The organism is Arthrobacter sp. D1-17, assembly GCF_054130535.1.
Map to the genome: position 1 here is coordinate 2,723,528 of NZ_CP096382.1, position 24,527 is coordinate 2,748,054.

General features: G+C 64.7%; 22 protein-coding genes and 2 pseudogenes. 9 read left to right on the plus strand and 15 right to left on the minus strand.

Annotation, left to right across the window (positions count from 1 at the left end; translation table 11 throughout):
* Positions 1 to 270: 270 nt before the first annotated feature.
* Positions 271 to 2,055, minus strand: a complete 1,785-nt coding sequence (locus M1E01_RS12655; RefSeq protein ID WP_457971933.1) for an N-acetylglutaminylglutamine amidotransferase — start codon at positions 2,053 to 2,055, stop codon at positions 271 to 273.
* 136 nt (positions 2,056 to 2,191) lie between these two features.
* Between M1E01_RS12655 and M1E01_RS12660 the strand changes: the two genes are divergently transcribed.
* Together M1E01_RS12660 and M1E01_RS12665 are read left to right on the plus strand one after the other, a co-directional pair.
* On the plus strand, positions 2,192 to 3,004 hold the full coding sequence (locus tag M1E01_RS12660) for a carbon-nitrogen hydrolase family protein (RefSeq protein WP_457971934.1): 813 nt from the start codon (positions 2,192 to 2,194) through the stop codon (positions 3,002 to 3,004).
* 176 nt (positions 3,005 to 3,180) lie between these two features.
* Positions 3,181 to 3,984, plus strand: coding sequence for a gamma-glutamyl-gamma-aminobutyrate hydrolase family protein (locus M1E01_RS12665; RefSeq protein WP_457971935.1), 804 nt, complete (start codon positions 3,181 to 3,183; stop codon positions 3,982 to 3,984).
* Here M1E01_RS12665 and M1E01_RS12670 read toward each other — a convergent pair.
* Positions 3,971 to 4,782, minus strand: a pseudogene (locus M1E01_RS12670) (DeoR/GlpR family DNA-binding transcription regulator). The gene M1E01_RS12665 and the pseudogene M1E01_RS12670 sit on opposite strands and share 14 nt — an antisense overlap.
* Before the next feature lie 221 nt (positions 4,783 to 5,003).
* Here M1E01_RS12670 and M1E01_RS12675 point away from each other — a divergent pair.
* Positions 5,004 to 5,969, plus strand: coding sequence for a quinone oxidoreductase family protein (locus tag M1E01_RS12675; protein WP_457971936.1), 966 nt, complete (start codon positions 5,004 to 5,006; stop codon positions 5,967 to 5,969).
* A gap of 614 nt (positions 5,970 to 6,583) precedes the next feature.
* On the opposite strand, the gene pheT is transcribed toward M1E01_RS12675, so the two are convergent.
* Both pheT and pheS read right to left on the minus strand, forming a co-directional pair.
* Complete coding sequence (gene pheT / locus M1E01_RS12680; protein ID WP_457971937.1) at positions 6,584 to 9,127, minus strand: phenylalanine--tRNA ligase subunit beta; 2,544 nt, start codon at positions 9,125 to 9,127, stop codon at positions 6,584 to 6,586.
* Between the two features lie 2 nt (positions 9,128 to 9,129).
* Positions 9,130 to 10,191, minus strand: a complete 1,062-nt coding sequence (gene pheS / locus M1E01_RS12685; protein WP_457971938.1) for a phenylalanine--tRNA ligase subunit alpha — start codon at positions 10,189 to 10,191, stop codon at positions 9,130 to 9,132.
* Positions 10,192 to 10,471: 280 nt separating this feature from the next.
* Between pheS and M1E01_RS12690 the strand changes: the two genes are divergently transcribed.
* Together M1E01_RS12690 and M1E01_RS12695 are read left to right on the plus strand one after the other, a co-directional pair.
* Positions 10,472 to 10,909: a hypothetical protein gene (locus M1E01_RS12690; RefSeq protein WP_457971939.1), complete on the plus strand. Its 438-nt coding sequence runs from the start codon at positions 10,472 to 10,474 to the stop codon at positions 10,907 to 10,909.
* A 32-nt stretch (positions 10,910 to 10,941) separates the two neighbouring features.
* On the plus strand, positions 10,942 to 12,063 hold the full coding sequence (locus M1E01_RS12695; protein ID WP_457971940.1) for an Rv2578c family radical SAM protein: 1,122 nt from the start codon (positions 10,942 to 10,944) through the stop codon (positions 12,061 to 12,063).
* Between the two features lie 8 nt (positions 12,064 to 12,071).
* On the opposite strand, the gene M1E01_RS12700 is transcribed toward M1E01_RS12695, so the two are convergent.
* The 4 genes from M1E01_RS12700 to M1E01_RS12715 form a co-directional block, all read right to left on the minus strand.
* On the minus strand, positions 12,072 to 12,878 hold the full coding sequence (locus tag M1E01_RS12700) for a MetQ/NlpA family ABC transporter substrate-binding protein (RefSeq protein ID WP_457971941.1): 807 nt from the start codon (positions 12,876 to 12,878) through the stop codon (positions 12,072 to 12,074).
* Positions 12,879 to 12,925: 47 nt separating this feature from the next.
* On the minus strand, positions 12,926 to 13,627 hold the full coding sequence (locus tag M1E01_RS12705; protein WP_457971942.1) for a methionine ABC transporter permease: 702 nt from the start codon (positions 13,625 to 13,627) through the stop codon (positions 12,926 to 12,928).
* A complete protein-coding gene (locus M1E01_RS12710; RefSeq protein ID WP_457971943.1) occupies positions 13,624 to 14,604 on the minus strand; it encodes a methionine ABC transporter ATP-binding protein in 981 nt (326 codons plus the stop codon). The genes M1E01_RS12705 and M1E01_RS12710 overlap by 4 nt, the downstream gene beginning before the upstream one ends.
* A gap of 153 nt (positions 14,605 to 14,757) precedes the next feature.
* Positions 14,758 to 15,216: a (deoxy)nucleoside triphosphate pyrophosphohydrolase gene (locus M1E01_RS12715; RefSeq protein WP_457971944.1), complete on the minus strand. Its 459-nt coding sequence runs from the start codon at positions 15,214 to 15,216 to the stop codon at positions 14,758 to 14,760.
* Positions 15,217 to 15,347: 131 nt separating this feature from the next.
* Between M1E01_RS12715 and M1E01_RS12720 the strand changes: the two genes are divergently transcribed.
* A complete protein-coding gene (locus tag M1E01_RS12720; protein WP_457971945.1) occupies positions 15,348 to 16,556 on the plus strand; it encodes an MFS transporter in 1,209 nt (402 codons plus the stop codon).
* A gap of 48 nt (positions 16,557 to 16,604) precedes the next feature.
* Here the strand turns inward: M1E01_RS12720 and M1E01_RS12725 are convergent.
* A pseudogene (locus tag M1E01_RS12725) lies at positions 16,605 to 17,157 on the minus strand (cation diffusion facilitator family transporter).
* A 234-nt stretch (positions 17,158 to 17,391) separates the two neighbouring features.
* Here M1E01_RS12725 and M1E01_RS12730 point away from each other — a divergent pair.
* Positions 17,392 to 17,661, plus strand: a complete 270-nt coding sequence (locus tag M1E01_RS12730) for a GlsB/YeaQ/YmgE family stress response membrane protein (RefSeq protein WP_457971946.1) — start codon at positions 17,392 to 17,394, stop codon at positions 17,659 to 17,661.
* A gap of 77 nt (positions 17,662 to 17,738) precedes the next feature.
* Here M1E01_RS12730 and M1E01_RS12735 read toward each other — a convergent pair whose 3' ends face one another.
* The 4 genes from M1E01_RS12735 to infC all read right to left on the minus strand — a co-directional run bounded on the left by M1E01_RS12735 (position 17,739) and on the right by infC (position 20,603).
* Complete coding sequence (locus M1E01_RS12735; RefSeq protein ID WP_457971947.1) at positions 17,739 to 18,653, minus strand: TrmH family RNA methyltransferase; 915 nt, start codon at positions 18,651 to 18,653, stop codon at positions 17,739 to 17,741.
* 57 nt (positions 18,654 to 18,710) lie between these two features.
* A complete protein-coding gene (rplT, locus tag M1E01_RS12740) occupies positions 18,711 to 19,166 on the minus strand; it encodes a 50S ribosomal protein L20 (RefSeq protein ID WP_457971948.1) in 456 nt (151 codons plus the stop codon).
* A gap of 117 nt (positions 19,167 to 19,283) precedes the next feature.
* A complete protein-coding gene (gene rpmI, locus M1E01_RS12745; protein WP_009358635.1) occupies positions 19,284 to 19,478 on the minus strand; it encodes a 50S ribosomal protein L35 in 195 nt (64 codons plus the stop codon).
* Positions 19,479 to 19,595: 117 nt separating this feature from the next.
* Positions 19,596 to 20,603, minus strand: coding sequence for a translation initiation factor IF-3 (gene infC / locus M1E01_RS12750; protein WP_457971949.1), 1,008 nt, complete (start codon positions 20,601 to 20,603; stop codon positions 19,596 to 19,598).
* Positions 20,604 to 20,984: 381 nt separating this feature from the next.
* Between infC and M1E01_RS12755 the strand changes: the two genes are divergently transcribed.
* Together M1E01_RS12755 and M1E01_RS12760 are read left to right on the plus strand one after the other, a co-directional pair.
* Positions 20,985 to 21,371: a DUF1844 domain-containing protein gene (locus tag M1E01_RS12755; RefSeq protein ID WP_457971950.1), complete on the plus strand. Its 387-nt coding sequence runs from the start codon at positions 20,985 to 20,987 to the stop codon at positions 21,369 to 21,371.
* Positions 21,372 to 21,685: 314 nt separating this feature from the next.
* Positions 21,686 to 22,147, plus strand: coding sequence for a hypothetical protein (locus M1E01_RS12760; protein ID WP_457971951.1), 462 nt, complete (start codon positions 21,686 to 21,688; stop codon positions 22,145 to 22,147).
* A gap of 64 nt (positions 22,148 to 22,211) precedes the next feature.
* Here the strand turns inward: M1E01_RS12760 and M1E01_RS12765 are convergent, their stop codons facing one another.
* Together M1E01_RS12765 and M1E01_RS12770 are read right to left on the minus strand one after the other, a co-directional pair.
* Positions 22,212 to 23,558, minus strand: a complete 1,347-nt coding sequence (locus M1E01_RS12765; RefSeq protein WP_457971952.1) for an MFS transporter — start codon at positions 23,556 to 23,558, stop codon at positions 22,212 to 22,214.
* A 57-nt stretch (positions 23,559 to 23,615) separates the two neighbouring features.
* Positions 23,616 to 24,524, minus strand: coding sequence for an SseB family protein (locus M1E01_RS12770; protein WP_457971953.1), 909 nt, complete (start codon positions 24,522 to 24,524; stop codon positions 23,616 to 23,618).
* Positions 24,525 to 24,527 lie beyond the last annotated feature (3 nt).

Here is a 24,527-nt window from a genome sequence, read left to right on the forward strand (position 1 = left end):
GGGCGCGGACCGCAGGAGCTCCGGGAGTACCGTCCGGTTTCGCCGCACAACATGCACGTCGCCCAGGCCGGCGCCCGACAGCAGTCTGGCGACGGCGGCGGCGCTGTTTTCAAGATGTGCAGGCTCAAAGGCATCCCAGGCCATGCCAGGAATCTCCACCAGCGCACCCAGATCGGCTACCGCGGCTCCGTAGCCGGAGCCCACCCTCCGCCTGAATGCCTCATCGGCGATCGAGGGGGCAGGCCACGCCTTCCTGTGCGCCCCCCATTGTTAAGTTCCAACCCCATGCTGCTGCAGCCACATCTCCAGAACGCCCAGATGCCACAGCAGGTTGCCCCTGGCCAGGGTGAAGCGTTCGTTGGGATTCGCCAGCAACCCCTCCACAAAGTCGCTCCGGAACAAGCCCCGCTGCTTGGCCTCGGGGGTATGAAGGGCATCGCTGACCATGCTGAGGAACGGCTCCTCAAGGTGGCGGAGGGCGGGAACCGGGAAATAGCCCTTGGGCCGATCGATGACGTCGTCCGGCAGGATCCCCCTGCCAAGATCCTTGAGCACGCCCTTACCGCCCTGCCCGGCCTTAAGTCCGGGCGGACAAGCGGCAGCCAGGGAAACGAGGTCCTGATCAAGGAAGGGAACGCGGGCTTCCAGCCCCCAAGCCATGGTCATGCTGTCCACCCGCTTGACAGGATCGTCAGGCATGAGGACGTGCGTGTCCAGGCGCAGAATGGCATCCAAGGCTGTTTCCGCTCCGGGAACAGCCAGTTCCGCCGCCAGTCGCTCCCGGCTCACATCCCTCAGGCACAGCCACTCCGGCTCGAGCACGTCCAGCATCTGGGCATGGCTCCGGTCCACAAATGCTTCAGTGAAGGTGCCGAGTGCCTGCTCTCGGGCAACCGCTGCGGCAGGCTGGTGGTAGGCGTATCCGGCAAACACTTCATCAGCGCCCTGGCCGGACTGCACCACCTTGACCTGCTCGGATACAGCCTTTGACAGCAGGAAGAACGCAGGGACGTCATGGCTTGCCATGGGCTCAGGCATGGCGGCCACCGCATCGGCAACAGCCGGGGCAAACTCGGAAACGGGAATATGAAGCCTGTGATGGTCCGTGCCGAAATTCCTGGCGATCAGGTCCGAGTACTCAAACTCGTCGCCGCTTTCACCGCCGGTCCCGTCGAACCCAATGCTGAAGGTATTGAGGCCGGACTGGCCGCCCTCAGCGAGCAGGGCAACCAGCAGGCTGGAATCGAGCCCGCCGGAGAGGAGCACGCCAACAGGAACGTCCGCGACCAGCCGCCGTGCAACTGCAGTCCGCAATGCCTGATGCAGGGCTTCACGCCAATCGTCCGGCGTCCACAGGGCCTGATCCTGACGCCTGACGTAGTCCGGCTTCCAGTAGACGCGGTCCCGATGGCTACCGTCGGGGGTGACCACCCGGACGGTAGCAGGAGGCAGCTTGCGAACTCCGGCCAGGATGGTGCGGGGGGCCGGCACAATGGAATGCCAGCTGAGGTAATGATGGAGCGCTACATTATCGATTCCGGTGTCCACCCCGCCGCCCGCCAAAACCGCTGGCAGCGTCGAAGCGAACCGCAGGCTGCCTTCCACGGATGCCAGGTATAACGGCTTGATGCCCAGGCGGTCTCTGGCCAGGACCACTTGGTTGCGCCGGCGGTCCACCAGGGCAATCGCAAACATGCCCACAAGGTGGTCCACGAAGTTCTCGCCCCAATGACGATAGGCCTTGATGATCACCTCAGTGTCGCTGCTGGAATCGAAGGCGTAATGCTGTTGAAGCTCCCTGCGGAGCTCATGGTGGTTGTAGATGCACCCGTTGAAGACCAGCGCCAGCCCGGCGCCCTCGTCAATCATGGGCTGGGCACCCGCTTCGGACAGGTCGATGATGCTCAAACGCCTGTGCCCCAGGGCCACCCAGCTGTTACTCCAAACCCCCTCTCCGTCCGGTCCTCTATCCGCCATGGAATCCGTCATCCGCTCCACTGACCGCAGCCGAACCCTTGCCCCCCGGAAGGCCAGCTCGCCCGCTATGCCGCACATATTGAATCTCCCATAAAGTAATAAGCATGCTTATTTCTTAACCTTCTCCTGAGACTAAGATTGCGTCAAGGACGAAATTGGCAGAGTTCCGCCCGAAAAACCGGCTCAAATGCGAGATGTTTGCTTAAGGAGCAGCATGCGAATTGCCTCTGGACAGTTCCCTGCCGGAACAGACCCCGCAGGGAATCTGCAGGAAATCGCAAGGCTCATGGAAACAGCGTCCGCCGGCGGCGCTGACCTTTTGGTGCTTCCCGAATCGAGCCTTTACGCCAGTGCGGGGCCGGCCGCGCTCTCCTCCGTCGCCCAGGACCTTGACGGCCCCTTCATCGGCGGAATCGCTGCCCGCGCAAGGGAACTTGCCCTGCCGGTGGTGGTGGGCACGACGGAGGCGAACCCGGAAGGCTTGCCATTCAACACGGCGGTCTCTGTCGACGCAGCAGGTGGGATATCCGGTACGTACCGCAAGGTCCACCTCTATGACGCCTTCGGCTACCGTGAAAGTGACGGCATCAGCCCCGGGGAGATCGGCCCGCCCTTCCTGCTTCAGTTCGGGGAACTTCGCCTCGGAGTGCTCACCTGCTACGACCTGCGTTTTCCCGAGAGCTCCCGCCACCTGGTAGACGCGGGCGCGAATGTGCTGCTGCTTCCGGCAATGTGGATCAGCGGGCCGGGAAAGGAAGACCACTGGTCAACGCTGGTCCGGGCCAGGGCCATCGAAAACACGTCCTACATCGTCACGGCAAACCAGACTGGACCGCTGGCCACCGGATACTCGCTGATCGTGGATCCCTTCGGCGTGGTCATTGCCAACGCCGGCGAAGCGCCAGGAGTGGCTTTCGCCGACCTCAGATTCGAGCGGATCGCGGCCGTCCGCCGAAAGGTACCGTCCCTGGCGAACCGCAGGTTCCGGACAGTTGCCGGTGGCCCGGATCACTCCCAGATTCCATAATTTGCCGGTGCCAGCACGTCCATGGTTAACTCTCGCTGGCCGGAAAACAAGCTCCGAGCGCACACGTTGTCCCGCAGGACCTCCTCACGCCGATATCCGATAGTGACAGTGGCGTAACACGGCGTACACAACTGCGCCCTAATCTTGCCGCAGGAACTAATTCTGAAAGGACCCGCATGAACTCTGCCGATACCGCAATGCAGCCGATCATTGGGCTGACCACGTATCTGGAACAGGCCGGGACCGAGGGTTGCGGCACTGTGAATGCGGCCTTCCTGCCGGAAACCTACCTGACCCCGATCGTGGCTGCCGGCGGAGTGCCTGTATTGCTTCCTCCTCAGCCGGTTCTCGGAACCAGTGTCGAGCATCTGGTGAGCAGGCTTGACGGATTGGTCATTCCGGGCGGCTGGGATGTTGACCCTGCCCGCTATGGGCAGGAGGCACATCCTGCGACGGACGCGCCTCGGCCGGAGCGGGATGAATGGGAAGCAGCACTCATCCTTGAAGCAATCCGGCAGGACGTCCCGCTCTTGTGCATCTGCCGCGGGGAGCAGATGCTGAACGTGACGCTCGGCGGAACACTGCACCAGCACTTGCCTGACATTGTTGGTACCGCGGCCTACCAGCCTGGCGGCTACCAGTTCAATTCCATCCGGGTGGAGTTGCGCGCCGATTCCAAGTTGGGACGTCTTTTTGGCTCCGCTGGCCTCGACGGAGTGCCGGTGTCGCACCACCAGGCAGTGGCCCGCTTGGGACAGGGTCTGATCGCTACGGCTTGGAGTGATGATCAGATCATCGAAGCGGTTGAATTGTCAGGCCATAGGTTCTGCATCGGTGTGCAGTGGCACCCTGAGCAGCTGGCTGAGGAAATGGCACTCTTCCAGGCGCTCATTGAAGCAGCCAGGGGCAAAATGCTCACGCGGCTCGTCCCGGCCACGTCGGAAGCTCCGATCTTGGCAGAGGAGCTCAGCGCGAGCTAGCGCCAGCAGCAGCTGCTGCTAGCTCCTGCTGCGCCGCCTGCACCAGCTGCACCTGCACCCCGGCCTTCCGGAAGAGCGCCACTTGTCCGGGGTCCGCGTCGGCGTCAGTCACCAACGTCCACGGCAGTGTGATCCTGACCCAGGCGCGGAACGGGCGCTTGCCCAGCTTGCTGGAGTCGGCAAGGACGTAGACGGCGCCGCCGCGCCGCGCCATGAGCTCCTTGAGCCGGGTCTGCGCATGGCCCGCTCACACAGGCCGTCGCTTGCCGTGACGGCGTCCGCTCCCAGGAACACCCGGTCAAAGCTCATCCGTTCCAGTGCCGCCTCGGCGAGGGGACCGACGAACGTCTGGCTCACGCCGCGCAGCCGGCCGCCGAGGCAGTCCACCTGGACCCCTGCCGAGTCCCCCAGTTCCTGGAGTGTGTTCAGGCCGGGGGTGGTGACGGAGAGATTTTCCCGAGCGCGCAGGGCGTGTGCAAGCGCTCCTACCGTCGACCCCCCACCAAGCAGAATGTTTTCGCCGTCCTTCACCTCGGCGGCGGCCCAAGCGGCGATGGCGTGCTTTTGCTCACACGCCTCCCCCGTCCGCTGCCGCAGGGACGGCTCGGGGTGGGCGCCCAGCGCCACCGCGCCGCCGTAGGTCCGCGCCAGCTTTCCCTGCCCGTTGAGGTGGGCAAGATCGCGCCGGATGGTGGAAGCGGTGACCCCGGTATGCCGCGACAGTTCCTCCACCAATGCCAACCCGGTGGTGACGGCCAGGTGGTAGATCTCTTCCCGCTTGGCTTTAGCGGTGCTCATCTCTGGCTCTCCTGTGCTTCCACCCGTCGTATTGCTATCGCCGGCATGGGCATAGTGGACGTCCGCAGCATGATCAAGGCTGCGCCAGGCGGCGGAGATGTCGCCGAGCCCCGCTCCGCGCCCTTGATGAGGCCCGCCGACTTCGCCTCCGGGACGGCTCTCCATAGGATGGTTTGAGAATCCGGCGGCCGGAAGTCCCGGCCCGGGAAAGGAGAGATTCCATGACGCATGCCATCGTCGCCCAGCAGCCGGGCGGACCCGAGGTCCTGAACTTCGCGGAAATCGACCGTCCCGTCCCCGGTCCCGGCCAGTTACTCGTCAAGGTCGCGGCCGCCGGCGTGAACTTCATTGATACGTACCAGCGCGGCGGCATGTACAAGGTTCCTTTCCCGTTCACTCCGGGATCGGAGGTCGCCGGCACCGTAGAGGAAGTCGGCGAGGGCGTGGAGAACTTCTCGGTGGGCAGCCGGGTAGCCACGGCCGAGGGTTCCAAATGCTACGCCGGCTACACGATCCTGGATGCGGCGAAGGCCCTTCCGGTGCCCGACGGCGTGGATGACCAGACGGCCGCGGCGCTCCCCCTGCAGGGCATGACGGCGCATTACCTCATTAACTCGTCCTTCAGGGTGGAGCCGGGCCACACGGTGCTGACGCATGCGGGAGCCGGCGGTGTGGGCCTGCTGCTGACCCAGCTGCTTAAGGAGCGGGGCGCCAGGGTTCTCACGACGGTGTCCTCCGACGCCAAGGAAGAGCTTGCCCGGGAAGCCGGCGCCGACCAGGTGCTGCGGTATGAGGGATTTCCCCACCATGTCCGCGAGCTGACCGGTGGCAAGGGCGTGGATGTGGTGTACGACGGCGTTGGCCGGAACACGTTCGACGGGTCAATGTCCTGCCTGCGGGTCCGCGGGTCGCTCGTCCTGTTCGGAGCAGCGTCCGGTGCTGTCCCGCCCGTTGACCCGCAGCGCCTGAACGCGGGCGGATCGCTGACGCTGACCCGGCCGTCCCTCGCGCATTTCCTGCTCAACGAACAGGAACGGCACTGGCGTTCCGGGGAGATCTTCGCCGCCGCCGCGAACGGGAACCTCAAGGTCCGGATCGGCGCCACCTACCCCTTGGCCGAAGCCCGCCAGGCCCACGAGGACCTCGAGGGACGGCGCACCACGGGCAAGGTGCTGCTGGTGCCATAACGGGCTCGCTTTTGGTGAAGTGCCGGGGCTGGCACCGCACGCTGCCCCGTGCCTGAACAGCACCCTTATTCTGAGGCTTGTGACGGAAGGTGTCCTCATTCGCGCGGGCGCCAAGGCTGAAATTGCTCAGTCCATGGCATTGGCATCTAAGCACGGTGCAGCCTGGCAGGCCATCGCAAGCATGGGTTCGTGCCGGACGGGGTCAGCCAGACCGAGGATAACGTGCGAGAGCTTCGCATGGTGCGTTCAGTACCAGGGATCCCGGGCAATCGTAGGGGCCTACTCCTCTCGTAGGCATGACCAGGGTGCGCCCGCCTGGTAGTCCCTGGTCCATGTCCACCAGGACGGCTTCACTTCAATACATGCTCAGGCGATCTGGCGCCAAACTGTTCGCGGTTGGCCGTTCCATCGTCTGCCGTGCCCTGGGGCGAGCGCGCAAGAAAGCGGGATCTGCGGACTCCTGACGCTGCACCGCTATCCGATCCTGCGATGCCCGCAGCATTCCAATATACGAGGAACGCGGCCGAAGATGCGGCACCGGCGCCGCGGGCCACAAAAAATCCCCGCAGCCGGAAGGCTGCGGGGATTTCCTGACCAGATCTCTTAGGCCCGGATCAGCGCTGGACTGCTCCGAAGCGCTCGGCCGCCACGGCCACAGCGCTCTCCCGGGCGGCGGAAGCCTCGTCGGCCGTCAGGGTGCGGTCGTTGGCGCGGAAGCGGAGCCCGAAGGCCAGTGACTTCTTGCCGTCCTCTATCCCCTTGCCGGCGTACACGTCGAACAGGGCGACGTCTTCGAGCAGCTCACCGGCGCCTTCGCGCAGGGCAGCCAGCACATCGTCCGCAGGAATCTCCTGCGGCACCACGAGCGCAACGTCCTGCGTCGCCACCGGGAAGGTGGAGATATGGCGTGCCACGATCACGTCGGCGGCCGCCTCGAAGAGAGCGTCGGCGTTGATCTCGAGTGCGACGGAACGGGCCGGCATGTCCGACGCCGCCAGGAGCTTGGGGTGCAGTTCGCCGGCGTAGCCAACTACCTCGCCGGTGCGCAGCGACAGCTGCGCGGCCCGGCCCGGGTGGAAGGCCTGGTGCTGCCCCTGCGCCACAACGACCTCGACGCCGAGCACGTCACCGATGAGGCGTGCGATGTCCAGCGCATCGGCCCAGTCCCACAACCTTGGCGTGTGCCCTGCCGCGGCCGGGGAGTCATGGCCGGTCAGGACGGCGGCGACATGCAGCGGCTGGGCGGGAACGCCGTCGTACAGTGCGTCCAGCACCTCATCCGAAGGCCTGACGCCCAGCGGCGGAATCGAGGCGGTTCCCAGTGACTCGCCGGGCAGGAAGACAAGCCCTGCCTCGAACAGCGCCAGGTCCCGGAAGCCGCGCGAATGGTTGCGCTTGGCCACCTCGATCAGGCCGGGCAGGACCGACGTGCGGAGGTAGCCGTGCTCCTCGCTGATGGGGTTGGCCAGCTTGACTGCCGAGCGGGCAGCCCCGGCCTCTGCCACGCCGAAGGTATCGTTGGCGGCCTTCGAGACGAACGGATAAGCCAGCACCTCGGTGAGACCGGCGTCGGCAAGAGACTGGATGAGCCGGCGGCGCTGCTGCTGCACGCGCGTCAGGCCCCGTCCTGGAGGAGCGACCGGAAGGATCGCCGGGATCTGGTCATATCCCACCAGACGGGCGATCTCCTCGGAAAGATCCTCCTTGGTTTCCAGGTCGTGCCGCCAGCTTGGTGCCGAAACTGCCCAGCCGCCGTCGGACTTTTCCACCACTGCGCCGAGGTCTTCAAGGGAAGTAACGATCTGCTCTTCCGTGAAGTCGATGCCGATCCGCTCGGCGGCGAAAGCGGCCGGCAGGGCGATGGACACGGCGTCCGGTGCGGTTCCGACGTCGGTGCCCGTCTCCTCAGCCGTGCCCCCTGCAAGTTCCACAAGCAGGTCGACGGCACGCTGGGCGGCGATGTTCGCCACCTGCCAGTCAACGCCGCGCTCGAAACGCTTCGACGCTTCCGACGGCAGCTTGTGGCGCCGGCGCGAACGGGCAATCGAGACTTCCTCGAAGTGCGCGGCCTCGATCAGTACCGTGGACGTGGCGTCGGAGACCTCGGTGGATGCACCGCCCATGACGCCTGCGACGCCGATGGGGCCCGAATTGTCCGTAATCAGCAGATCCTCGGGGTCAAGTGCGCGTTCCTTGCCGTCGAGGGTGGTGAGCTTCTCGCCCGCCACGGCACGCCGTACCACGATCTCGCCTGACAGCTTGTCCTGGTCGTAGAAATGCAGGGGCTGTCCGAGCTCGAGCATCACATAGTTGGAAATGTCTACGGGCAGGGAAATCGAGCGGATCCCGGCCAGTCGCAGCCTGGAAGCCATCCACGGCGGTGTGGGCCGGGTCGCGTCAACGCCCCGGACCGTGCGGGCGACGAACCGGTCGCATCCCGGGTTGCCATAGATGGGGGCGTCATCGTTGATCTTCACGCCGTAGCCGCCGGTGAGGGAAGCCGGTGCGCTGACCCTGGAAACGGGATCGGTGAAGACCGTACCCGTGGCGTGGGCGTATTCACGGGCGACGCCACGGATGGAAAAGGCATAACCTCGGTCCGGGGTGACGTTGATTTCGGCGGCTTCGTCGTAGAGGCCCAGCAGCTCCATGGCGTCGGTCCCGATTTCCGGGTCGAGTCCAATCCTCGAGAGCACGAGGATGCCGTCGTGGTCCTCGCCGATGCCCAGTTCGCGGACGGAGGCGATCATGCCTGCGGACATGTGGCCGTAGGTCTTGCGGGCAGAGATGTGGAAGTCACCGGGCAGCACGGCACCCGGCAGGGTGACCACCACCTTGTCGCCCTCGACGAAGTTGTGGGCGCCGCAGACGATGCCCTGCACGCCGGATGGGTCGATGCCCTTGCCGGTGAGTGTCTGCTCCTGCCCCTCGGGGACAACGCGCACCTGGCACCAGTTGATGGTCTTGCCGTTGGACTGCGGCTCCTTGACCAGGCTCAGGACCTGGCCCACCACGACGGGCCCGCGCAGGGCATCAGTGGGGCGGTGCACCGCTTCTTCTTCAAAACCGACCTTGACCAGGTCCGCCATGACATCTTCAGCCGTTGCTCCGGCCGGTACCTGCGCGAACTCACGCAGCCAGGAAAGTGGGATACGCACTGTTAGATCTCCATCCCGAAGTGCTCGCTGAAACGTACATCGCCTTCGATCATGTCGCGCATGTCGCCAACCTCGTTGCGGAACATGAGCGTGCGCTCGATGCCCATGCCGAAGGCAAACCCTGAATAGACGTCCGGGTCGATGCCGGCCGCGCGGAGGACGTTGGGGTTGACCATGCCGCAACCGCCCCACTCAATCCAGCGCGGACCGCCCTTGGCGCCCGGGTGGAAGATGTCCAGTTCCGCAGACGGCTCGGTGAACGGGAAGTAGTTGGGGCGCAACCGGATCTGGGCTTCGTCACCGAACATCTGGCGGGCAAAGTGCTCCAGCGTGCCGCGCAGATCCGCCATGCTGAGGTTCTTATCGATCGCCAGCCCCTCGAACTGGTGGAAGACCGGGGTGTGCGTGGCGTCGAGCTCATCCGTACGGAAAACCTTGCCGGGGCACAGCACGTAGATCGGCACCTCACGTTCCAGCATGGAACGGACCTGCACCGGGGAGGTGTGGGTCCGCATGAGGAGGTGCGCTTCCGGCGGCTCCACGAAGAAGGTGTCCTGCATTTCACGGGCCGGATGGTCCGGCTTGAAGTTCAGGGCGTCGAAGTTGAACCACTCCGACTCCACTTCCGGGCCTTCAGCGATCTCCCATCCCATGCCTACAAAGATGTCCGACACGCGGTCCTGCAGGGTGGAGAGCGGGTGGCGCGCTCCGGCCCGGCGGCGGCGGGGGGCTGCGGTGACGTCAACGGTTTCCTCCACCAGGATGCGCGCGTCGTTTTCAGCCTCAAGCTCGGCAGTACGGTCGGCGAGCGCCTTGTTAACGCGTCCGCGCGAGGCGCCCATGAGCTTTCCAGCAATGGCCTTCTGGTCTTTGGGCAGGCGTCCGATCTCGCGGTTGGCCAGGCTCAGCGGTGATTTCTCACCGGTGTGGGCCAAACGCACTGCCTTGAGTTCGTCCAGTGTGGCGGCTCCTGCAATGGCGGAGATTGCCTGCTCGACGGCGGCGGTGATGGCGGCTTCATCCGTGGGGTTCGGGACGGCAGCGCCCGGCAAGGTTTCAGTCATCTACTGTTCTTAGCTACGAGTCGGGTGATGCCAGCGGCCGCTGCTGCTGGACCGGTTTCCCGGCAGCGCGTCCGTCACTGGCACGTCATCGCATACCGCCGGTCAAGGACGCCATGCAAGGACAAGGGCAGGCTCGCCGGGGTTGGCCGGCAGGCACTGTTCCCAGTCTAATTGAAGCCGCCCGGCTGCCCGAACTGCCGGGTGGCACTGCCGGCTGGGTGTGCCGCCCGGCTGGGCTGCCGCCAGTGCCGTCCGGCGGGGCTGCCGCTAGCATGGCTTCATGACCCCGGCACAGCGGCTTCGACAGCTCGCGAACCTGCTCAATGCCTCCACTCCGGCGGGACTCATGCTCGCACAGCTCGCCCGAACCAGGACGTTCAAGGGACCGCGCGGCCTCATCATCGCCACCGGCTACGACCTGAGGCTGCCCATCGCCGGCGCCTTCGCGGTGGGCAACGTAATCATCTACCGTGCCGGGCCTGAGGCGGCCTTGGCCAACGCCGCCCTGCTCAGACACGAAGAACGGCACACCACCCAGTACGCATGTCTCGGCCTGCCTTTCCTGGCGCTCTACTTCGCAGCCGCCGGCTGGTCGCTGCTGCGTTACGGCGATCCGGCATCGGGGAATCCCTTTGAGCGGCACGCCGGACTTGAAGCGGGCGGGTATCCCGCCCGGGGCGGACATTCCAGCCGCGGACACACCAGCCGCGGATCTTGACTTCCATTAGAACATATATTCGAATAGACCTCATGAGATGGGACGCACAAGCACTTAAGCCGGCACCCGGAGAGCCCAGCGCCAACAGTGCATCTGCGGCCGCCCCGGCCGCAGTGCCGCTGTTGCCGCTGGCCGGGCTGGTGCGTTCCGTCTCCACCCCCGAGTTTGCCCGCGTTACCTTCCATGAGGTCACCGCCAAATCGGTGCTCAACAAGGTGGCGTCCGGTTCCCGCATGCCGTTCGAATGGACAGTGAACCCCTACCGGGGGTGCAGCCATGCGTGCGTTTACTGCTTCGCCCGCAAGACCCACACGTACTTGGACTTCGACGCCGGGCTCGACTTCGACAGCCAAGTGGTCGTGAAGATCAACGCAGCGGACGTGCTGCGCAAGGAACTGGCCAAGCCGTCATGGGGGCGCCAGCAGGTGGCGCTCGGCACCAACACCGATCCTTACCAGCGGGCCGAGGGCAGGTACCAGCTGATGCCCGGCATCATCGGCGCGCTGGCCGATTCCGGCACGCCGCTGTCCATCCTGACCAAGGGAACACTGCTGGCCCGCGACATCCCGCTGCTGAAGCATGCCGCCGCCCAGGTGCCGGTGGGGGTGGGCATATCGCTCGCCATGACAGACGAACAACTCTCCGAGGCGATCGAGCCCGGCACTCCGGGCCCGCGGGCCCGGCTGAAGCTTGTGTCGCGGCTCCGTGACGCCGGGTTGCCCTGCGGCGTCATGGCCATGCCCATCCTGCCCTGGCTTTCAGACAGCGACGAAGCCCTCGATGATCTGTTTGCCTCCCTCGCCAGGGCCGGGGCCTCCGGAGTGACAGCAGGGGCGCTGTACCTCAAGCCAGGCACCCGCGAGTGGTTCATGCAGTGGCTTGCAGCCACACACCCAGAACTCGTCGGTCGGTACAAAAGGTTGTACAGCAATGGCTCCTACGCCTCCAAGGAATACCGGTCCTGGCTTGCGGGGAAGGTCCGGTACTTCAAGGCACGGCATGGATTTGGCGGGTCTCACGGATTCAGCCACCGTGATGTCGACGATCCGCGCGGCGAGGAGGCCGCCTACCCGGAAGGGAGCATTCCACAGGCAGCCAGCCAGCGCCCCGCAGCAGTCGCCTCAGCTCAAGCATCCCAGCCGACGCTCTTCTGATCGCCGTCCTAGCTTGCAGGGATGACGAGGCCCTTGAACTCGGTCTGGATGAAGTCCTTCATCTCCTGGGACGTCAGGATCTTGTAGAGCTTCTGCACCCGGGGATCGTCCTTCATCTCGGCCTTGACAGCGAGGACGTTGTAGTAGGCGCTGTCCTTGCCCTCGACGAGAATCTGCTTGTCGGCGCTCAGGCCAGCGGGCAGGGCGAAGGCCAGGGTCACGATCGCAGCGTCCTTGTCGTTAAGGGCCTGGGGAAGGCTGGCGTTTTCGATCTCCGTGAACTTCAGGTTCTTGGGGTTCGCCTTGACGTCCTTGAGTGTGACCGGGTTCTCCGTGACCTCGATGAGGCCCTTGGACGCCAGCAGCTTCAAGGCACGGGCCTCGTTGGTGGGGTCGTTCGGAATGGCCACGGAGGCGCCGGCAGGCAGGGCGTCCAGGCTGCTGAAGTTGTTGGAGTACAGGGCCATTGGCGGCAGGTAGACCTTGCCCACGCTGACCAGATTCTTGCCGGACACCTTGTTGTAGGTCTCAAGGAACGTGGTGTTTTGGAAGAGGTTGGCATCGATGTCGCCGTCGCTGACAGCGGGGTTCGGCGTGTTGTAGTCGCTGAACTCCTTGTAGTCGACTGTCAGGCCTTCCTTGGGGGCCAGTTCACGCTGGACGTGCTTGAGCATGTCGCCGGCCGGAACAGCCAGCGCTCCTACCTTGATGGTTTCCGATTCCTTCGCGGAGGAAGCTGCACCGCCGCATGCGGACAAGGCGAGGACGGCGGCTGCTCCGGCAGCGGCCGCTTTGAGGAGAGAGGAGCGAATCATGGGGAACTCTTTCAGGGATGGAATGGATGGAAGTTGAAACGAGTTGGTCAGCGGTGGGAAAGCCTGCGGGCCGCCAAGTTTCCCAGTGATTGGAAGATCTGGACCAGCAGGATCAGGAGGATGACCACGCCGAACATGTACTCCGGGCTGTAACGCTGGTAGCCGTAGCGGAAGGCCACGTCGCCCAGCCCCCCGCCGCCCACAGCGCCCACCATTGCGGAGTAGCCAATGAGACCCACCACCGTTGTGGAGAGGCTCAGGGCCAGGGCCGGTACGGCCTCGGCGACCAAAACTTTAGTGAGGATGGTCCAGCGCGTGGCGCCCAGGGATTCGGCAGCTTCAACAAGGCCCCGGGGCACCTCCCGGATGCCGATCTCAACCAATCGCGCGAAAAACGGGATTCCGGCGATCGTGAGCGGGACGATGGCCGCCGTCGGGCCGATGAACGAGCCAACCAGGAGGCGGGTGAAGGGAATAAGCAGGATCATCAGGATAATGAACGGGATCGAGCGGCCCATGTTGACCAGCACATCCAGCAGGCGGTTGATCACGAGCCCCAGCACTCGGCTTCCAAACGGCTTGGCCAGCAGGCCGCCCGCCTCGGTGGTTACGAGCAGCACACCGGCCGCAAGGCCGAAGATCACGGTCAGCAGGAGACTCACGCCGACGGTATAAAACGTCTCTCCCGCCCCGTTAAGAATGGTGTCCAGCCAGTCCGACCAGAAGTAAGGGTCATTGCGGTCAATCATTTGATTACCTCCACATAAAGTCCCTGCGAGCGCAGGTCCGCGATGGCACCTGCCACAGCCCCCCGGTCGCCGGGCAGTTCCAGCCGGGTCCGTCCGGTCTGCCGTCCGTGGACCGTCTCGACGGCGGCGCCCAGGATTCCGACGTCGATCCCGTGCTTGCGGGCCAGCTGGGCGATGACGGGCCGGTCCGTAGGAACTCCCGTAAAAGTGATTTCGACAACTGCGGACGAGGTCTCCGGGAGGTCTCCGAGGGGAAACAGCGCCTTACCCAAAAGGGACCCGTCCGTCGTCAGCAGGTCCTTTACGCGCCCCTGCTCAAGGATCCGCCCCTGGCTCATGACAGCGGCGGACTCGCAGATTCTCTTGACAACATCCATCTCGTGCGTGATCAGGAGCACTGTCAGGCTGAGGTCCCTGCTGAGCTGGCGAATAAGATCCAGGATCTGCCGCGTGGTTTCGGGGTCGAGCGCGGAAGTGGCTTCATCGCTCAGCAGCACCGAGGGGTTGGAAGCCAATGCCCGGGCGATCCCGACGCGCTGTTTCTGCCCGCCAGACAATTGAGCGGGATAGGCATCGGCTTTGCCATGCAGGCCTACGAGTTCCAGGATCTCCATGGCGCGGCTGCGGCGCTGGCTTCGTCCGGTTCCCGTGATCTCCAGCGAGAGTTCTACGTTGGACCTGACAGTCCGGCCGCTAAGCAGGTTGAAGTGCTGAAAGATCATGCCGATGTCGTGCCGCGCTTCCCGCAGCTCCCGGCCCGCAAGCTTGGTCATCTCCCGGCCGCCCACCCGGACGGTGCCGGAGTCGGGACTCTCCAGGGAGTTGATGGTGCGGATCAGCGTGCTCTTGCCTGCACCGCTTTGACCGACGACGCCGAAAATTTCACCTTCGGCAACGGACAGGGTCACGTCATCGAGGGCCCGGACCTGCGAAGCTCCGGAGCCGTAGCTCTTGACGACACGGCTCACCGAGATCATGGGACTCCTTGCAGGCTGGGATGAATATGCCGGTCCCCTCGAGTTGTCCAAGGGGTGGACGCAGCAGAAACGTCCAGCATGCAAATTCTGCCCACAAGCCGGCAGGAGCCCTAATCCGAACAATCAGAAGGGATCTGCAGTGCTGAATGGAACTTAATTTGCGGGGAGGGCGTTCATCGGGGCTGAGGTGCCGAGCTCTGCCAGCAGGGCCCGGACAATCGGAAGGTCGGCCGGAATCCAGGGCAGACTGAGAGCTTCCTCACTTTCACGGATGCTCACCCAGGCCAGTTGGTCATGGTCCTCCAAGGGCAGGGGCTCACCGTCGCTGATTTCGGCCAACCATACGCGCATGGATGCCCGCTCGTTCAGGGGCCAGCCAGACTGGTGCGGGGCCGTCAGCTCCGCTCCCAGGCGGACGCCGATGCCCAACTCCTCACCCAACTCGCGGTGCAGTGCCGTCTCGGCCGTTTCATCCGGTTCCACTTTGCCGCCGGGAAACTCCCACATGCCTGCGAACTGCGGGGGTGCTGTCCGCCTGGCCACCAGCAGCCGGGTTGGGCGGGCAAGTGAATCCAGGACGGCACCGCCCACGACGCTTATCGGTTCTCTCACCTCCTCAGTGTATGGGGGACAATGGTTAGGGCGTGCACCTCTGCAGCGCCCTCCCCCAACGTCGCGGAAATACCTGGCAGCGCCTTCAGTTGCGCCGCAGCACACATCCCCGAGCTCGGAAAAGCAGGCACATGACCACGACCGTTCACGCTCCCGGCAAAGCCGCAGCCAACCGCTCCCATCTCGGCCTCGCCATCCTGGCGCTGGCCATGGGAGGGTTCGGCATCGGTGTTACCGAATTCGCCATGATGGGGCTGCTCAAGGAGGTGGAGGTCGGCTTGAACATCGGCACCCCCGAGGCCGGGCACCTCATCTCCGCCTATGCGCTGGGCGTTGTCGTCGGGGCACCTGCACTGGCCGCCGTGGGCGCGAAGCTTCCGCGCAAGCATCTCGCGCTCGGCCTCATGCTGTTCTTCAGCGTCGCCAATCTGTCCTCCTTCATCGCCCCGGACTATGCGAGCATGCTGGTTTCCCGCTTTGCCGCCGGACTGCCACATGGCGCCTTTTTCGGTGTAGCCGCCGTGATCGCGGCGTCGCTCGTGGCTCCGACGAAACGCGGGTGGGCGATTTCCATGGTCATGGCCGGGCTAACCGTGGCGAACGTCATCGGCGTTCCCTTCGCCACGTGGATAGGACAGACGTTCGGCTGGCGTCTGCTGTTCGTTCTGGTCGGCTTCCTCGGGCTGCTGACGCTGGCCCTGATCTGGAAATTTGTTCCCTTCCAGAAGGCCCATGCCGATGCGAGCATCCGCCGCGAACTTGGTGCACTGAAGCGGGCACAGGTCTGGCTCGCCATCATGATCGGGATCGTCGGCTTCGGCGGGTTCTTCGCCACCTACACTTACATCGCGCACACGATGACGTCCGTCGCGGGCATTCCTTCTGGGTTCCTGCCGTTCGTCGTGGCGCTCTATGGTCTAGGAATGGTGGCGGGCAACATCGTGGGCGGCAGGCTCGCCGACAAGTCAGTCATGGGAACCCTCTACCGCGTGCTGCCGGGAATCGCGGTGGCGCTGGTCATCTACGCGGTCGCCGTGCACTGGGCCTGGTCCGCGTTCGTGATGGTGTTCGTTGTGGGCGCAGCCGGCTCAATGCTGGTCCCCGCGCTGCAAACCAGGCTGCTCGATGCCTCACCCGACGCACCGTCCCTGGCCTCCTCCCTCAATCACGCGGCACTCAACGTTGCCAACGCCCTGGGCGCGTTCCTCGGCGGCCTCGTGATTGCCTGGGGATGGGGATATGTTGCTCCTGCCCTGGTGGGAGCGGTGCTGGCCGTCCTGGGCCTGGGCGTAGCACTGCTGAGCGGACTGCTGGAGCATAAAAGGCCGCTGGCCACCTAACCCGGACAGGATTACAGAGCCAGCAGCTTCCAAAGGTTCAGGCAGGGCTCAGGACCCTTTGCCGCCAACTGCCGCCTCCCCGGTGCGCAGCTCCGAGCGGTGGATATCGGGTTCCAGATAGATGACCCTGGCGATCGGAACTGCCGCACGTACCCGCTCCTCGGCGGCGTTGATCAGTTCGGCAATCTCCAGCCCCGATACCGCTGCCCCCACAGTGATCTTTGCGGCGACGAGCAGCTCCTCGGGCCCGAGGTGCAGGGTCTTGAGGGGGATGATGGACGTGCGGATGCTGGAACTTGTCCCATGCTTCGTAGAGAGCGAACAGGCCGCCCACACTGAACAGCACGATGGAAACGATGAAGGCGTAGATATAGCGTTCACGGCCGTAACCGAACGGGTGCTCTTCACTTGCAGCACGCTTCGCCCGTTTGCCTCCCACGAGAAGCAGGATCTGGTTTCCGGAGTCGGCCACCGAGTGGATTGCCTCGGCCAGCATTGAAGATGACAACGTCAGTATGAATGCGACGAACTTCAGGGCGGCGATGGTCAGGTTGGCAGCCAGAGCCGCAACAATCGCCTTGGTACCACCAGTTGCAGCCAAGGGAGGCTCACCTCTTTGAGGTCTGCATCACCACGAATTGGACTGGGCCCGCCAACGGGAACCACTAGTCATTACCGTACCCGTCCCGCCGTCGGAGGGCACCAGTACCGGCGACGCCCCGCCACAAAAAAACACGAAACTAAGCGTACTGACAAGAAACATGCGCTGTGCTAGCTTGAAGCCATATCGGGAGTGGTTTTTGTATCGGTCCCGACGAATATAAAGGAGGAGACAATGGGTTTTCTTGCTTGGATTATTCTCGGCCTCATTGTAGGCGCAATCGTTAAGGCCGTTATGCCCGGCAGGGTTGGCGGCGGCTGGGTCACCAGCCTGGTTCTGGGCGTCGTTGGCGCAATCGTTGGTGGCTGGATCGGCAGCCTTCTGTTCGGCAGAGGTGACCTGGCCTTCTTCGACCTCGGCACCTGGATCCTCGCCATTATCGGCGGCCTGGTAGTCGCCGGCATCTACGGGGCCATCACCGGACGCAACCGCACAACGACGTAAGAACACCAAGGCTGCCCCGTGGGCGGACCTGAACTAAAGAAGAACGCGGGAACCCACTTCGGTGGGTCCCCGCTTTTTTATTCTCCCGCAGCCACGTGCTGCGGCTGCTGGGACCTCGCACTTGCATAGAGGCAAACGGTAGCTGCCGTGCCGAGGTTAAGGCTTTCAGCGGAGCCGTACACGGGAACTGCCACCCGGTGGTCGGCCAAGGCGAGCTCAACCTCGGATAGTCCCTGCGCCTCATTCCCGAAGAGCCAGGCTGTAGGCTCCTCCAGGGCATAGTCCGAACCGGTGTCCGAGCCGCTGAGCCGCCGCGCCGCACTCTCATCCTGCAGCCGGTCCAGATTCAGTGTCCCGTAACCGTCGGCGGCCAGCACACCTATGCCCCGGGCCCTGCACTGCGCTGCGACCTCTTCGACGTCGGCGCCAAGCACCACCGGCAGGTGGAAGAGGGAGCCGGCCGTGGAGCGCACGGCCTTGGGGTTATAAATGTCCACACTCGAGCCCGTCAGAACCACGGCATCCGCGCCGGCCGCATCGGCGGCGCGGAGGACGGTTCCGGCGTTTCCTGGATCCCGGACCTGGCACAGCACAGCAAGCAGCCGGGGCCGCGCGTCGAGCACACTGTCCAGCGGGACGTCAACGAAATCACAGACGGCGATGATCCCCTGCGGTGTGACGGTATCGGCCATGGCCGCCAGCACCTCATCGGTGGCCAGCCTGGCACTGGTGCCGGATGCCAGGTCTTCGAACTCCGGGTAGCGGTCCAGGCATGCTTCGCTGGCGTACACGTCGCGGACGACGCCAAGCTCCCCAGCCTCCAGTCTCTTGCGGTGCAGCACCAGTGCTTCACGGACGGCCTGGGGCCCCTCCGCCAAAAACTGCCGGCGCTTTAAACGGACCGGGCGCCCGGCAAGCTTTGCCACATCCCTGACCCGATCAGCTCGGGGGTTGGAAAGTGGAAAGTCTTGCGGGCGCCCGGTTTCGTTCATATAAGAACCTTAGTTGCTGTTGCAACAGGTCCTCGAACTGCCCGGAACGGGGAGCTGCTAAACAGCAGCCTCGTCAGCGGCAGCCTTCTTGGCGGCAGGCTTCTTGGTCTTGGCAGCCGGCGCAGCTTCGGCGGAAACAGCCGGAGCGGAGGTGTCGGCAGGCAGGGAGTCCTTGGCGACCTGGACCAGCGCAGCGAAGGCGTTGGCGTCGGAAACGGCCAGCTCGGCAAGCATGCGGCGGTCAACCTCGACCTCGGCGGCCTTCAGGCCCTGGATCAGGCGGTTGTAGGTGAGTCCGTTGGCGCGGGATGCAGCGTTGATGCGCTGGATCCACAGGCGGCGGAAGTCGCCCTTCTTCTTCTTGCGGTCCCCGTAGCTGTACACAAACGAGTGCAGCAGCTGCTCTTTGGCCTTGCGGTACAGGCGTGAGCGCTGTCCGCGGTAACCTTTGGCGCGTTCGAGAACAACCCGGCGCTTCTTGTGGGCGTTTACCGCCCGCTTCACACGTGCCACGTGCGTACTCCTTCAAAATTCTTATCCCAAGCGTCTGCTGCCGGAATCCCGGCGGGCCTGAGAAGGCTTATTGGTGGTTGACTGCTGCCAATGGCAACCAGTCAGAGTGCTGGGAAATTAGATGCCGAGCATCTTCCGGATAACCTTGGCGTCGCCCTTGAAGACGATCTTGTCGCCGGCGAGGCGACGCGTCAGCCGGGAGGACTTGTGCTCGAGGTAGTGGCGGCGGTTGGCCTGCTGGCGGCGCAGCTTGCCACTGCCGGTCAGCTTGAAGCGCTTCTTAGCACCGCTGTGGGTCTTCATCTTCGGCATGGGAACCGATCTCCTAACGTTTCCGCAGACTACGTCTGCAGTCTTTCGGGCAGCCGCCCCTGCGGGCGGCATGCTGGTTGCTTACTGCCTGAAGGCGATACCTTCCGCAGCTGTGGACTAGGTGGTCTTCTTGCCTGCCGGTTTCGGCGTCGCCCGGGGTGCTGCAGGGCGTGCAGCGGGCTTCGGCGCAGCAGGCCTGGCCACCGGCTTCGGCGGGGCAGGCACTGCCGCAGGCTTTGGTGCTGCTGGAGCAGCGGCTTCAGCTTCAGTTGCTTTCGGCTCCGCAGGAGCTGCGGGTGCCGGAGCCGGAGCCGGAGCCTTCGGAGCTGCAGCCTTCGGAGCTGCAGCCTTCGGAGCTGCAGCCTTGGGGGCGGCAGCCTTGGGCGCTTCGCGCTTCGGCTCTGCTGCCTTGGGGGCTTCCTGCTGCGGGGCTTCCGGGACCTCCGGAGCCTTAGCTGCCGGCGTTTCGACGGCGGCTTCCGGCGCAGGTGCTTCCGTGTTCACCTGGTAGCCCTCGGGCAGCAGGTCTGCAAGCGACTGCGTCATGGGTGCCTGCTCAGCGCCCGAGGTGTCGATGTGTCCGGATGCCTTGGCTTCATTCTGGGCCTTGGCCTCGGCGCGCTGCGCAGTACGGCGGGCTTCGGCCTTAGCCTCAGCCTTGTTCTTCAGCGGACCGATGACCATGACCATGTTGCGGCCATCGATGCGGGGGCTGGACTCCACTACCCCAACGTCGGAGACGTCCTCAGCGAAACGCTGGAGCAAACGCAGGCCCATTTCGGGACGCTGCTGCTCACGGCCACGGAACTGGATCATGGCCTTGACCTTGTCTCCGGCTCCGAGGAAGCGCAGGGCATGGCCGCGCTTGGTCTCATAGTCGTGGGTGTCGATCTTCAGGCGGAACCGGATTTCCTTCAGAACCGTGTTGGTTTGGTTCTTACGGGCCTCACGGGCCTTGACTGCGGCCTCGTACTTGTACTTGCCGAAGTCCATCAGCTTGCACACCGGAGGCTTCGCCTGAGGTGCAACTTCAACGAGATCAAGGTCGGACTCGGCAGCCAGACGGAGGGCATCCTCGATACGGACGATTCCTACCTGTTCGCCGGCAGGGCCGACCAGCCGCACCTCAGGGACGCGGATACGCTCATTGATTCTTGGCTCGCTAATGTTAAAGCTCCTGTGTTTGTGTTTGATGTTCCACCGGCAAACAGAGAAGGCCCCCAATTGCCGGAGCAATCGAAGGCCTCGAAGATCGGATGTGCACGCCCCTGGGGACTGCACGCGCTTCCACAGGACTGTGCCTGCGGGAACGCCCGACCTGTTACCCGGCAACCTTGCGTCCCCTTGAAACTGCGGGGAAAACGGCTGACGCGGGTGGGAGAGAACTCCGCTTGCAAACTGAAAGACGATTTTACAGAAAGATACCCGCTCACCGCACATTGCGGCAGTGGGTCTCATCCACGGCAAAATAACGACATCCAGTCGGTCTGTGTCAAGCTTACCAGTATGAGCACTCCAGACAGTAATTCACACATTTACCAGGCCCCCGCGCCCCAGGCCGATGTCTCACAGCAGGTTCGGGACATCGCAGAAGTTCCGGCCATCGAGGTCATCACCACGGCCGCTGTCCACCTCATGAGCGCCGCTGCCGTGAAGCTTGGCTTGGCCGCCGAGGAGAATGCAGAGGAACTCAAGGACCTGGATGAGGCCCGGAAGCTCATTACCGCCCTTGCAGGACTTGTCACCGCGGCAGCGCCTGAAATCGGCTCCCAGCATGCCGGCCCGTTGCGCGACGGGCTGCGTTCCCTGCAGCTGGCGTTCCGGGAAGAGTCGATCATTCCGGATCCTCCGGGCAAGGGTCCGGGCGAGAAGTTCACGGGCGCTGTCAACTGACCGGTGAAATTAATTGACCGGGGGCGTTGACTCACCGGACAGTACCTGACGCAAAGCAGCGTTCGACGGCGGCAGGCCGGCCTTGAGGAGGCCGCCCGCCGTCGTTCTTTTTTCATTCCAATAAATTGACTGTTGTCACGGAACCGCACCCTGAGTAAGCTCGGCGGCCAGCCGGCTTTCCGGCTGGCACTCATGCGGCGCCTTTGCGGGGCGCTGCCGTCAGGGGCAGCGCCCCGTATACCCAGGCAGCGGGATTCCCGCCCTCGCCGCCTGGAGGCAAAGATTGCCGCCCGTTCACAAAGGCAGAACCTACCATGCTAGGCACAACAGTCCGTTTCGCCACCGTCCTTGTCGCCAGCCTCGGGCTGACCGCAGTTGCCACACCCGCTTACGCTGCCCCTGCAGCCCTCGTCAGCGTCGGCCCGGGCACCCTCGTTGCTGACGGCGCCGCCGTCGATGTCCCGATAACGTTTACCTGCGACACCGACCCCGGCCGTATTATCGCCGTTCCCGTGGTGGAAGTGAACCAGCGCGTCACCGAAGGCCGGATTGCCAATGGCTTTGGCAACGCCCAGCTCAGCTGCACGGGCGAAAGCCAGACTGTGACCATCCGGGTCATTCCCCGCGCGATCGCCTACGATCCCGGAATAGCGGTAGCCTTCGTCGTGCTGCAGACCTGCTCTGCGGAGTTCCAGTGTGCCGTCGTGATCAACAGCAAAGAAATAGAACTCACTAAGCCGGTTGAGGTCCGCATTCCTCCCATTGTTCCCGAGTAGGGGGTAGGGAGTTTCCGAGCAGGGAGCTCCGGAGCCGGCCGTTCGGAAATAGACCCGGCCGAAGTCAGGGCGCCGCGGCCCGCCGGCGGCGGCGCTGCTGCAATGCGATGCCAGCCGCGCAGAGGAGCACTCCGGCCACACCGACTGAAACGAATCCGCCCCACGCGCCGACAGTGTCAATGAACAGCCCGGCGAGCGGGGCCCCAAGCGCGATGCCCGCAGTCAGGGCGGATCCATACCATCCCATCGCTTCGCCCCGGCGCGCCTCGGCCACGAGGTCGGCCACTTTCTCCGAGGCGGCCGAAAGCACCGGGGCGCACAGGAAGCCCGGAAGCAGGGACAGCAGGCTCAGGGTCAGTGTGTCGGTGGCGAATCCCATCGGGATGGTCAGTGCCGCCATTCCCAGCAGGAGCAGGATCGGCGAAACCGGCCGATGCAGGGCGCCGTAGACGAGGCCGCCCAGGACGGATGCAGCGCACCAAAAAACGAACACGATACCGATCTCGGCCTCGCGGCCGTTGGTTTCAAGAGCCGCAATGATCCCCACGTCGGTGCCGCTAAGGACCATGCCGGCCCCGGCGGCCACTGCGAACACGGCGGCCACGGACGCTGTGAACCACGCGAAGCCGGCGGCCGCGCGCCCCTTCAGGCCTTCATGGCGCAGACGCAGACGTCGCAGGCGGCCCGGATTCTGCAGACCGCTCCGGCCGCGCACGGCTGTCGGCAATGCCAACTCGGCGGCAGCTTCCTGCAGGTGGGCCGGGGCTGCGGCGGCAACGGTCATCGCTGCAGCATCCTGCTCTTCGCCAACGCTGGCCCCGTTATCGGCAGCGCTTCGGGTGGGCGGATTGAACCACATCAGGAACAGACCTGCCAGGGAGGTGGAGACACCTACGATGGTCAGGCCGAGGACCGACTGGCCGCTCGTAGCCACGACTGCTCCCGCCGCTGGCCCGATCATGAACACCAGTTCGGTGGTGATGGCATCGAGTGCGAAGGCGGTCCGCCGCTGGTCGCCGTCGGCGAGCACTCCCAGCGACTGCCGCACCACACTAAAAATGGGCAGCGTCAGCAGGCCGCCCACGAAGACCAGCGGCAACAGCCACTGATAGGAAACGTGCGGGACTATCGACCAGATGACGGTCTCGGAAACCACCGACGGGATCAGCGCCCGGCGCAGCCCCACCGTGTCCACGCGGCGGCCGCGCCATGGGGCACCCAGGGCAATGCCAACGGTCATGACGGCTGCTGCAGTGCCTGCAGCGGCATACCCCTGTTCCAAGGTGAGGACGATGTGCAGCGTCAGCAGCACGCCGGCAGATGAGTGGGGTATACGGGCAATCATGCCCACCACCAGGAGGCGGCGTATCGGCTCCACAGCCAACAGATCCCGGTACAGGGTGAAATTCACGGGTGGTCCCTTCGTTCCGCCGCGGGGCAGAATCGGACGGACCACTTGGACCGGCGGTTACTCTGCGGCGCGCCTCAGCTTGACCTCGACCGAGTCAACACGTTCACCGAACAATTCATTCCGCGCCCACTGATTGTGCAGGTCCCCGACGAGCGACTGGACGGCGGCGGCATCAAGCCCCTCCTCGAGATACAGCACCACCCGGAGCTCCGGGCCGGGTCCTCCGCCTGCCATCCGGCGGCCGGATGCCGTAGCGGCAGCCACTCCCTGACCGGGAAGAACCTCCAGGCGGCGGACCGCGGGCCAAGCGGCGGCTGTCGCTTCCAGCACCGCAGCCAGTTCGGGGTCCCTGTAGGCGGGAAGCCAGGGCTGCTGCTGCGCGAGAGACCACACCGCTGGCCGGCGCACGACGAACGTCACCTCGGAGCCGGGATCAACCACAAGCAGTTCCGCGCCCTCTGAGACTGCTGATAGGGCAGCGCGCGATGCATAGACGGCAACGGGCCTCGCCTCCGAGTGCCAGGCGGCCAGTGCGGCCGAAGAAGTGAAGACCGGCATGGCCAGCCTGCCGTCCGGCGCCTTGAGCGTCACCAGCGCCATATCCGCCTGCTTGTCGGCATGGAGCCCTGCAGCTCCCTCCGCTTCCTCGGCAAGCTGCGCCACCACCGGGACAAAGACCCTCGCTGTTGCCAGGGTGGCGACCACAGCCGCTTCGTCCGCTCCGCCGGTCAAGAGCGCATCGATGGCGGCGAGATAGGCATTGTCTGCTGTGCCGTCGTCGTCCTCGAAGTTGTGAATCTTCGCGTCCTCACCGGCGAGGCTGCGCCCCGCCCAAGGCTGGCCGGCGGAATCCGTGGCGCCGTCGGCACCCGCCAGGGCCGCCTCGATATGGCCTGGGAGCCGGCGGGCAGGCGGCTGCCCTGCCGGGTCCTCCCGGTTTTCCGGGGTTAAGTCCTGCCCAGCCACTGG

Excerpts from the sequence above, each read along its gene's own strand:
- pheS (WP_457971938.1), bottom strand. The coding sequence starts at position 10,191 with ATGACTGAAACCTTGCCGGGCGCTGCCGTCCCGAACCCCACGGATGAA.
- M1E01_RS12735 (WP_457971947.1), bottom strand. The coding sequence starts at position 18,653 with ATGAACGAAACCGGGCGCCCGCAAGACTTTCCACTTTCCAACCCCCGA.
- M1E01_RS12710 (WP_457971943.1), bottom strand. The coding sequence starts at position 14,604 with ATGATCTCGGTGAGCCGTGTCGTCAAGAGCTACGGCTCCGGAGCTTCG.
- M1E01_RS12700 (WP_457971941.1), bottom strand. The coding sequence starts at position 12,878 with ATGATTCGCTCCTCTCTCCTCAAAGCGGCCGCTGCCGGAGCAGCCGCC.
- M1E01_RS12705 (WP_457971942.1), bottom strand. The coding sequence starts at position 13,627 with ATGATTGACCGCAATGACCCTTACTTCTGGTCGGACTGGCTGGACACC.
- M1E01_RS12675 (WP_457971936.1), top strand. The coding sequence starts at position 5,004 with ATGACGCATGCCATCGTCGCCCAGCAGCCGGGCGGACCCGAGGTCCTG.
- M1E01_RS12720 (WP_457971945.1), top strand. The coding sequence starts at position 15,348 with ATGACCACGACCGTTCACGCTCCCGGCAAAGCCGCAGCCAACCGCTCC.
- M1E01_RS12695 (WP_457971940.1), top strand. The coding sequence starts at position 10,942 with ATGAGATGGGACGCACAAGCACTTAAGCCGGCACCCGGAGAGCCCAGC.
- M1E01_RS12660 (WP_457971934.1), top strand. The coding sequence starts at position 2,192 with ATGCGAATTGCCTCTGGACAGTTCCCTGCCGGAACAGACCCCGCAGGG.
- M1E01_RS12665 (WP_457971935.1), top strand. The coding sequence starts at position 3,181 with ATGAACTCTGCCGATACCGCAATGCAGCCGATCATTGGGCTGACCACG.
- M1E01_RS12730 (WP_457971946.1), top strand. The coding sequence starts at position 17,392 with ATGGGTTTTCTTGCTTGGATTATTCTCGGCCTCATTGTAGGCGCAATC.
- M1E01_RS12755 (WP_457971950.1), top strand. The coding sequence starts at position 20,985 with ATGAGCACTCCAGACAGTAATTCACACATTTACCAGGCCCCCGCGCCC.
- rpmI (WP_009358635.1), bottom strand. The coding sequence starts at position 19,478 with ATGCCGAAGATGAAGACCCACAGCGGTGCTAAGAAGCGCTTCAAGCTG.
- M1E01_RS12760 (WP_457971951.1), top strand. The coding sequence starts at position 21,686 with ATGCTAGGCACAACAGTCCGTTTCGCCACCGTCCTTGTCGCCAGCCTC.
- M1E01_RS12655 (WP_457971933.1), bottom strand. The coding sequence starts at position 2,055 with ATGTGCGGCATAGCGGGCGAGCTGGCCTTCCGGGGGGCAAGGGTTCGG.
- M1E01_RS12690 (WP_457971939.1), top strand. The coding sequence starts at position 10,472 with ATGACCCCGGCACAGCGGCTTCGACAGCTCGCGAACCTGCTCAATGCC.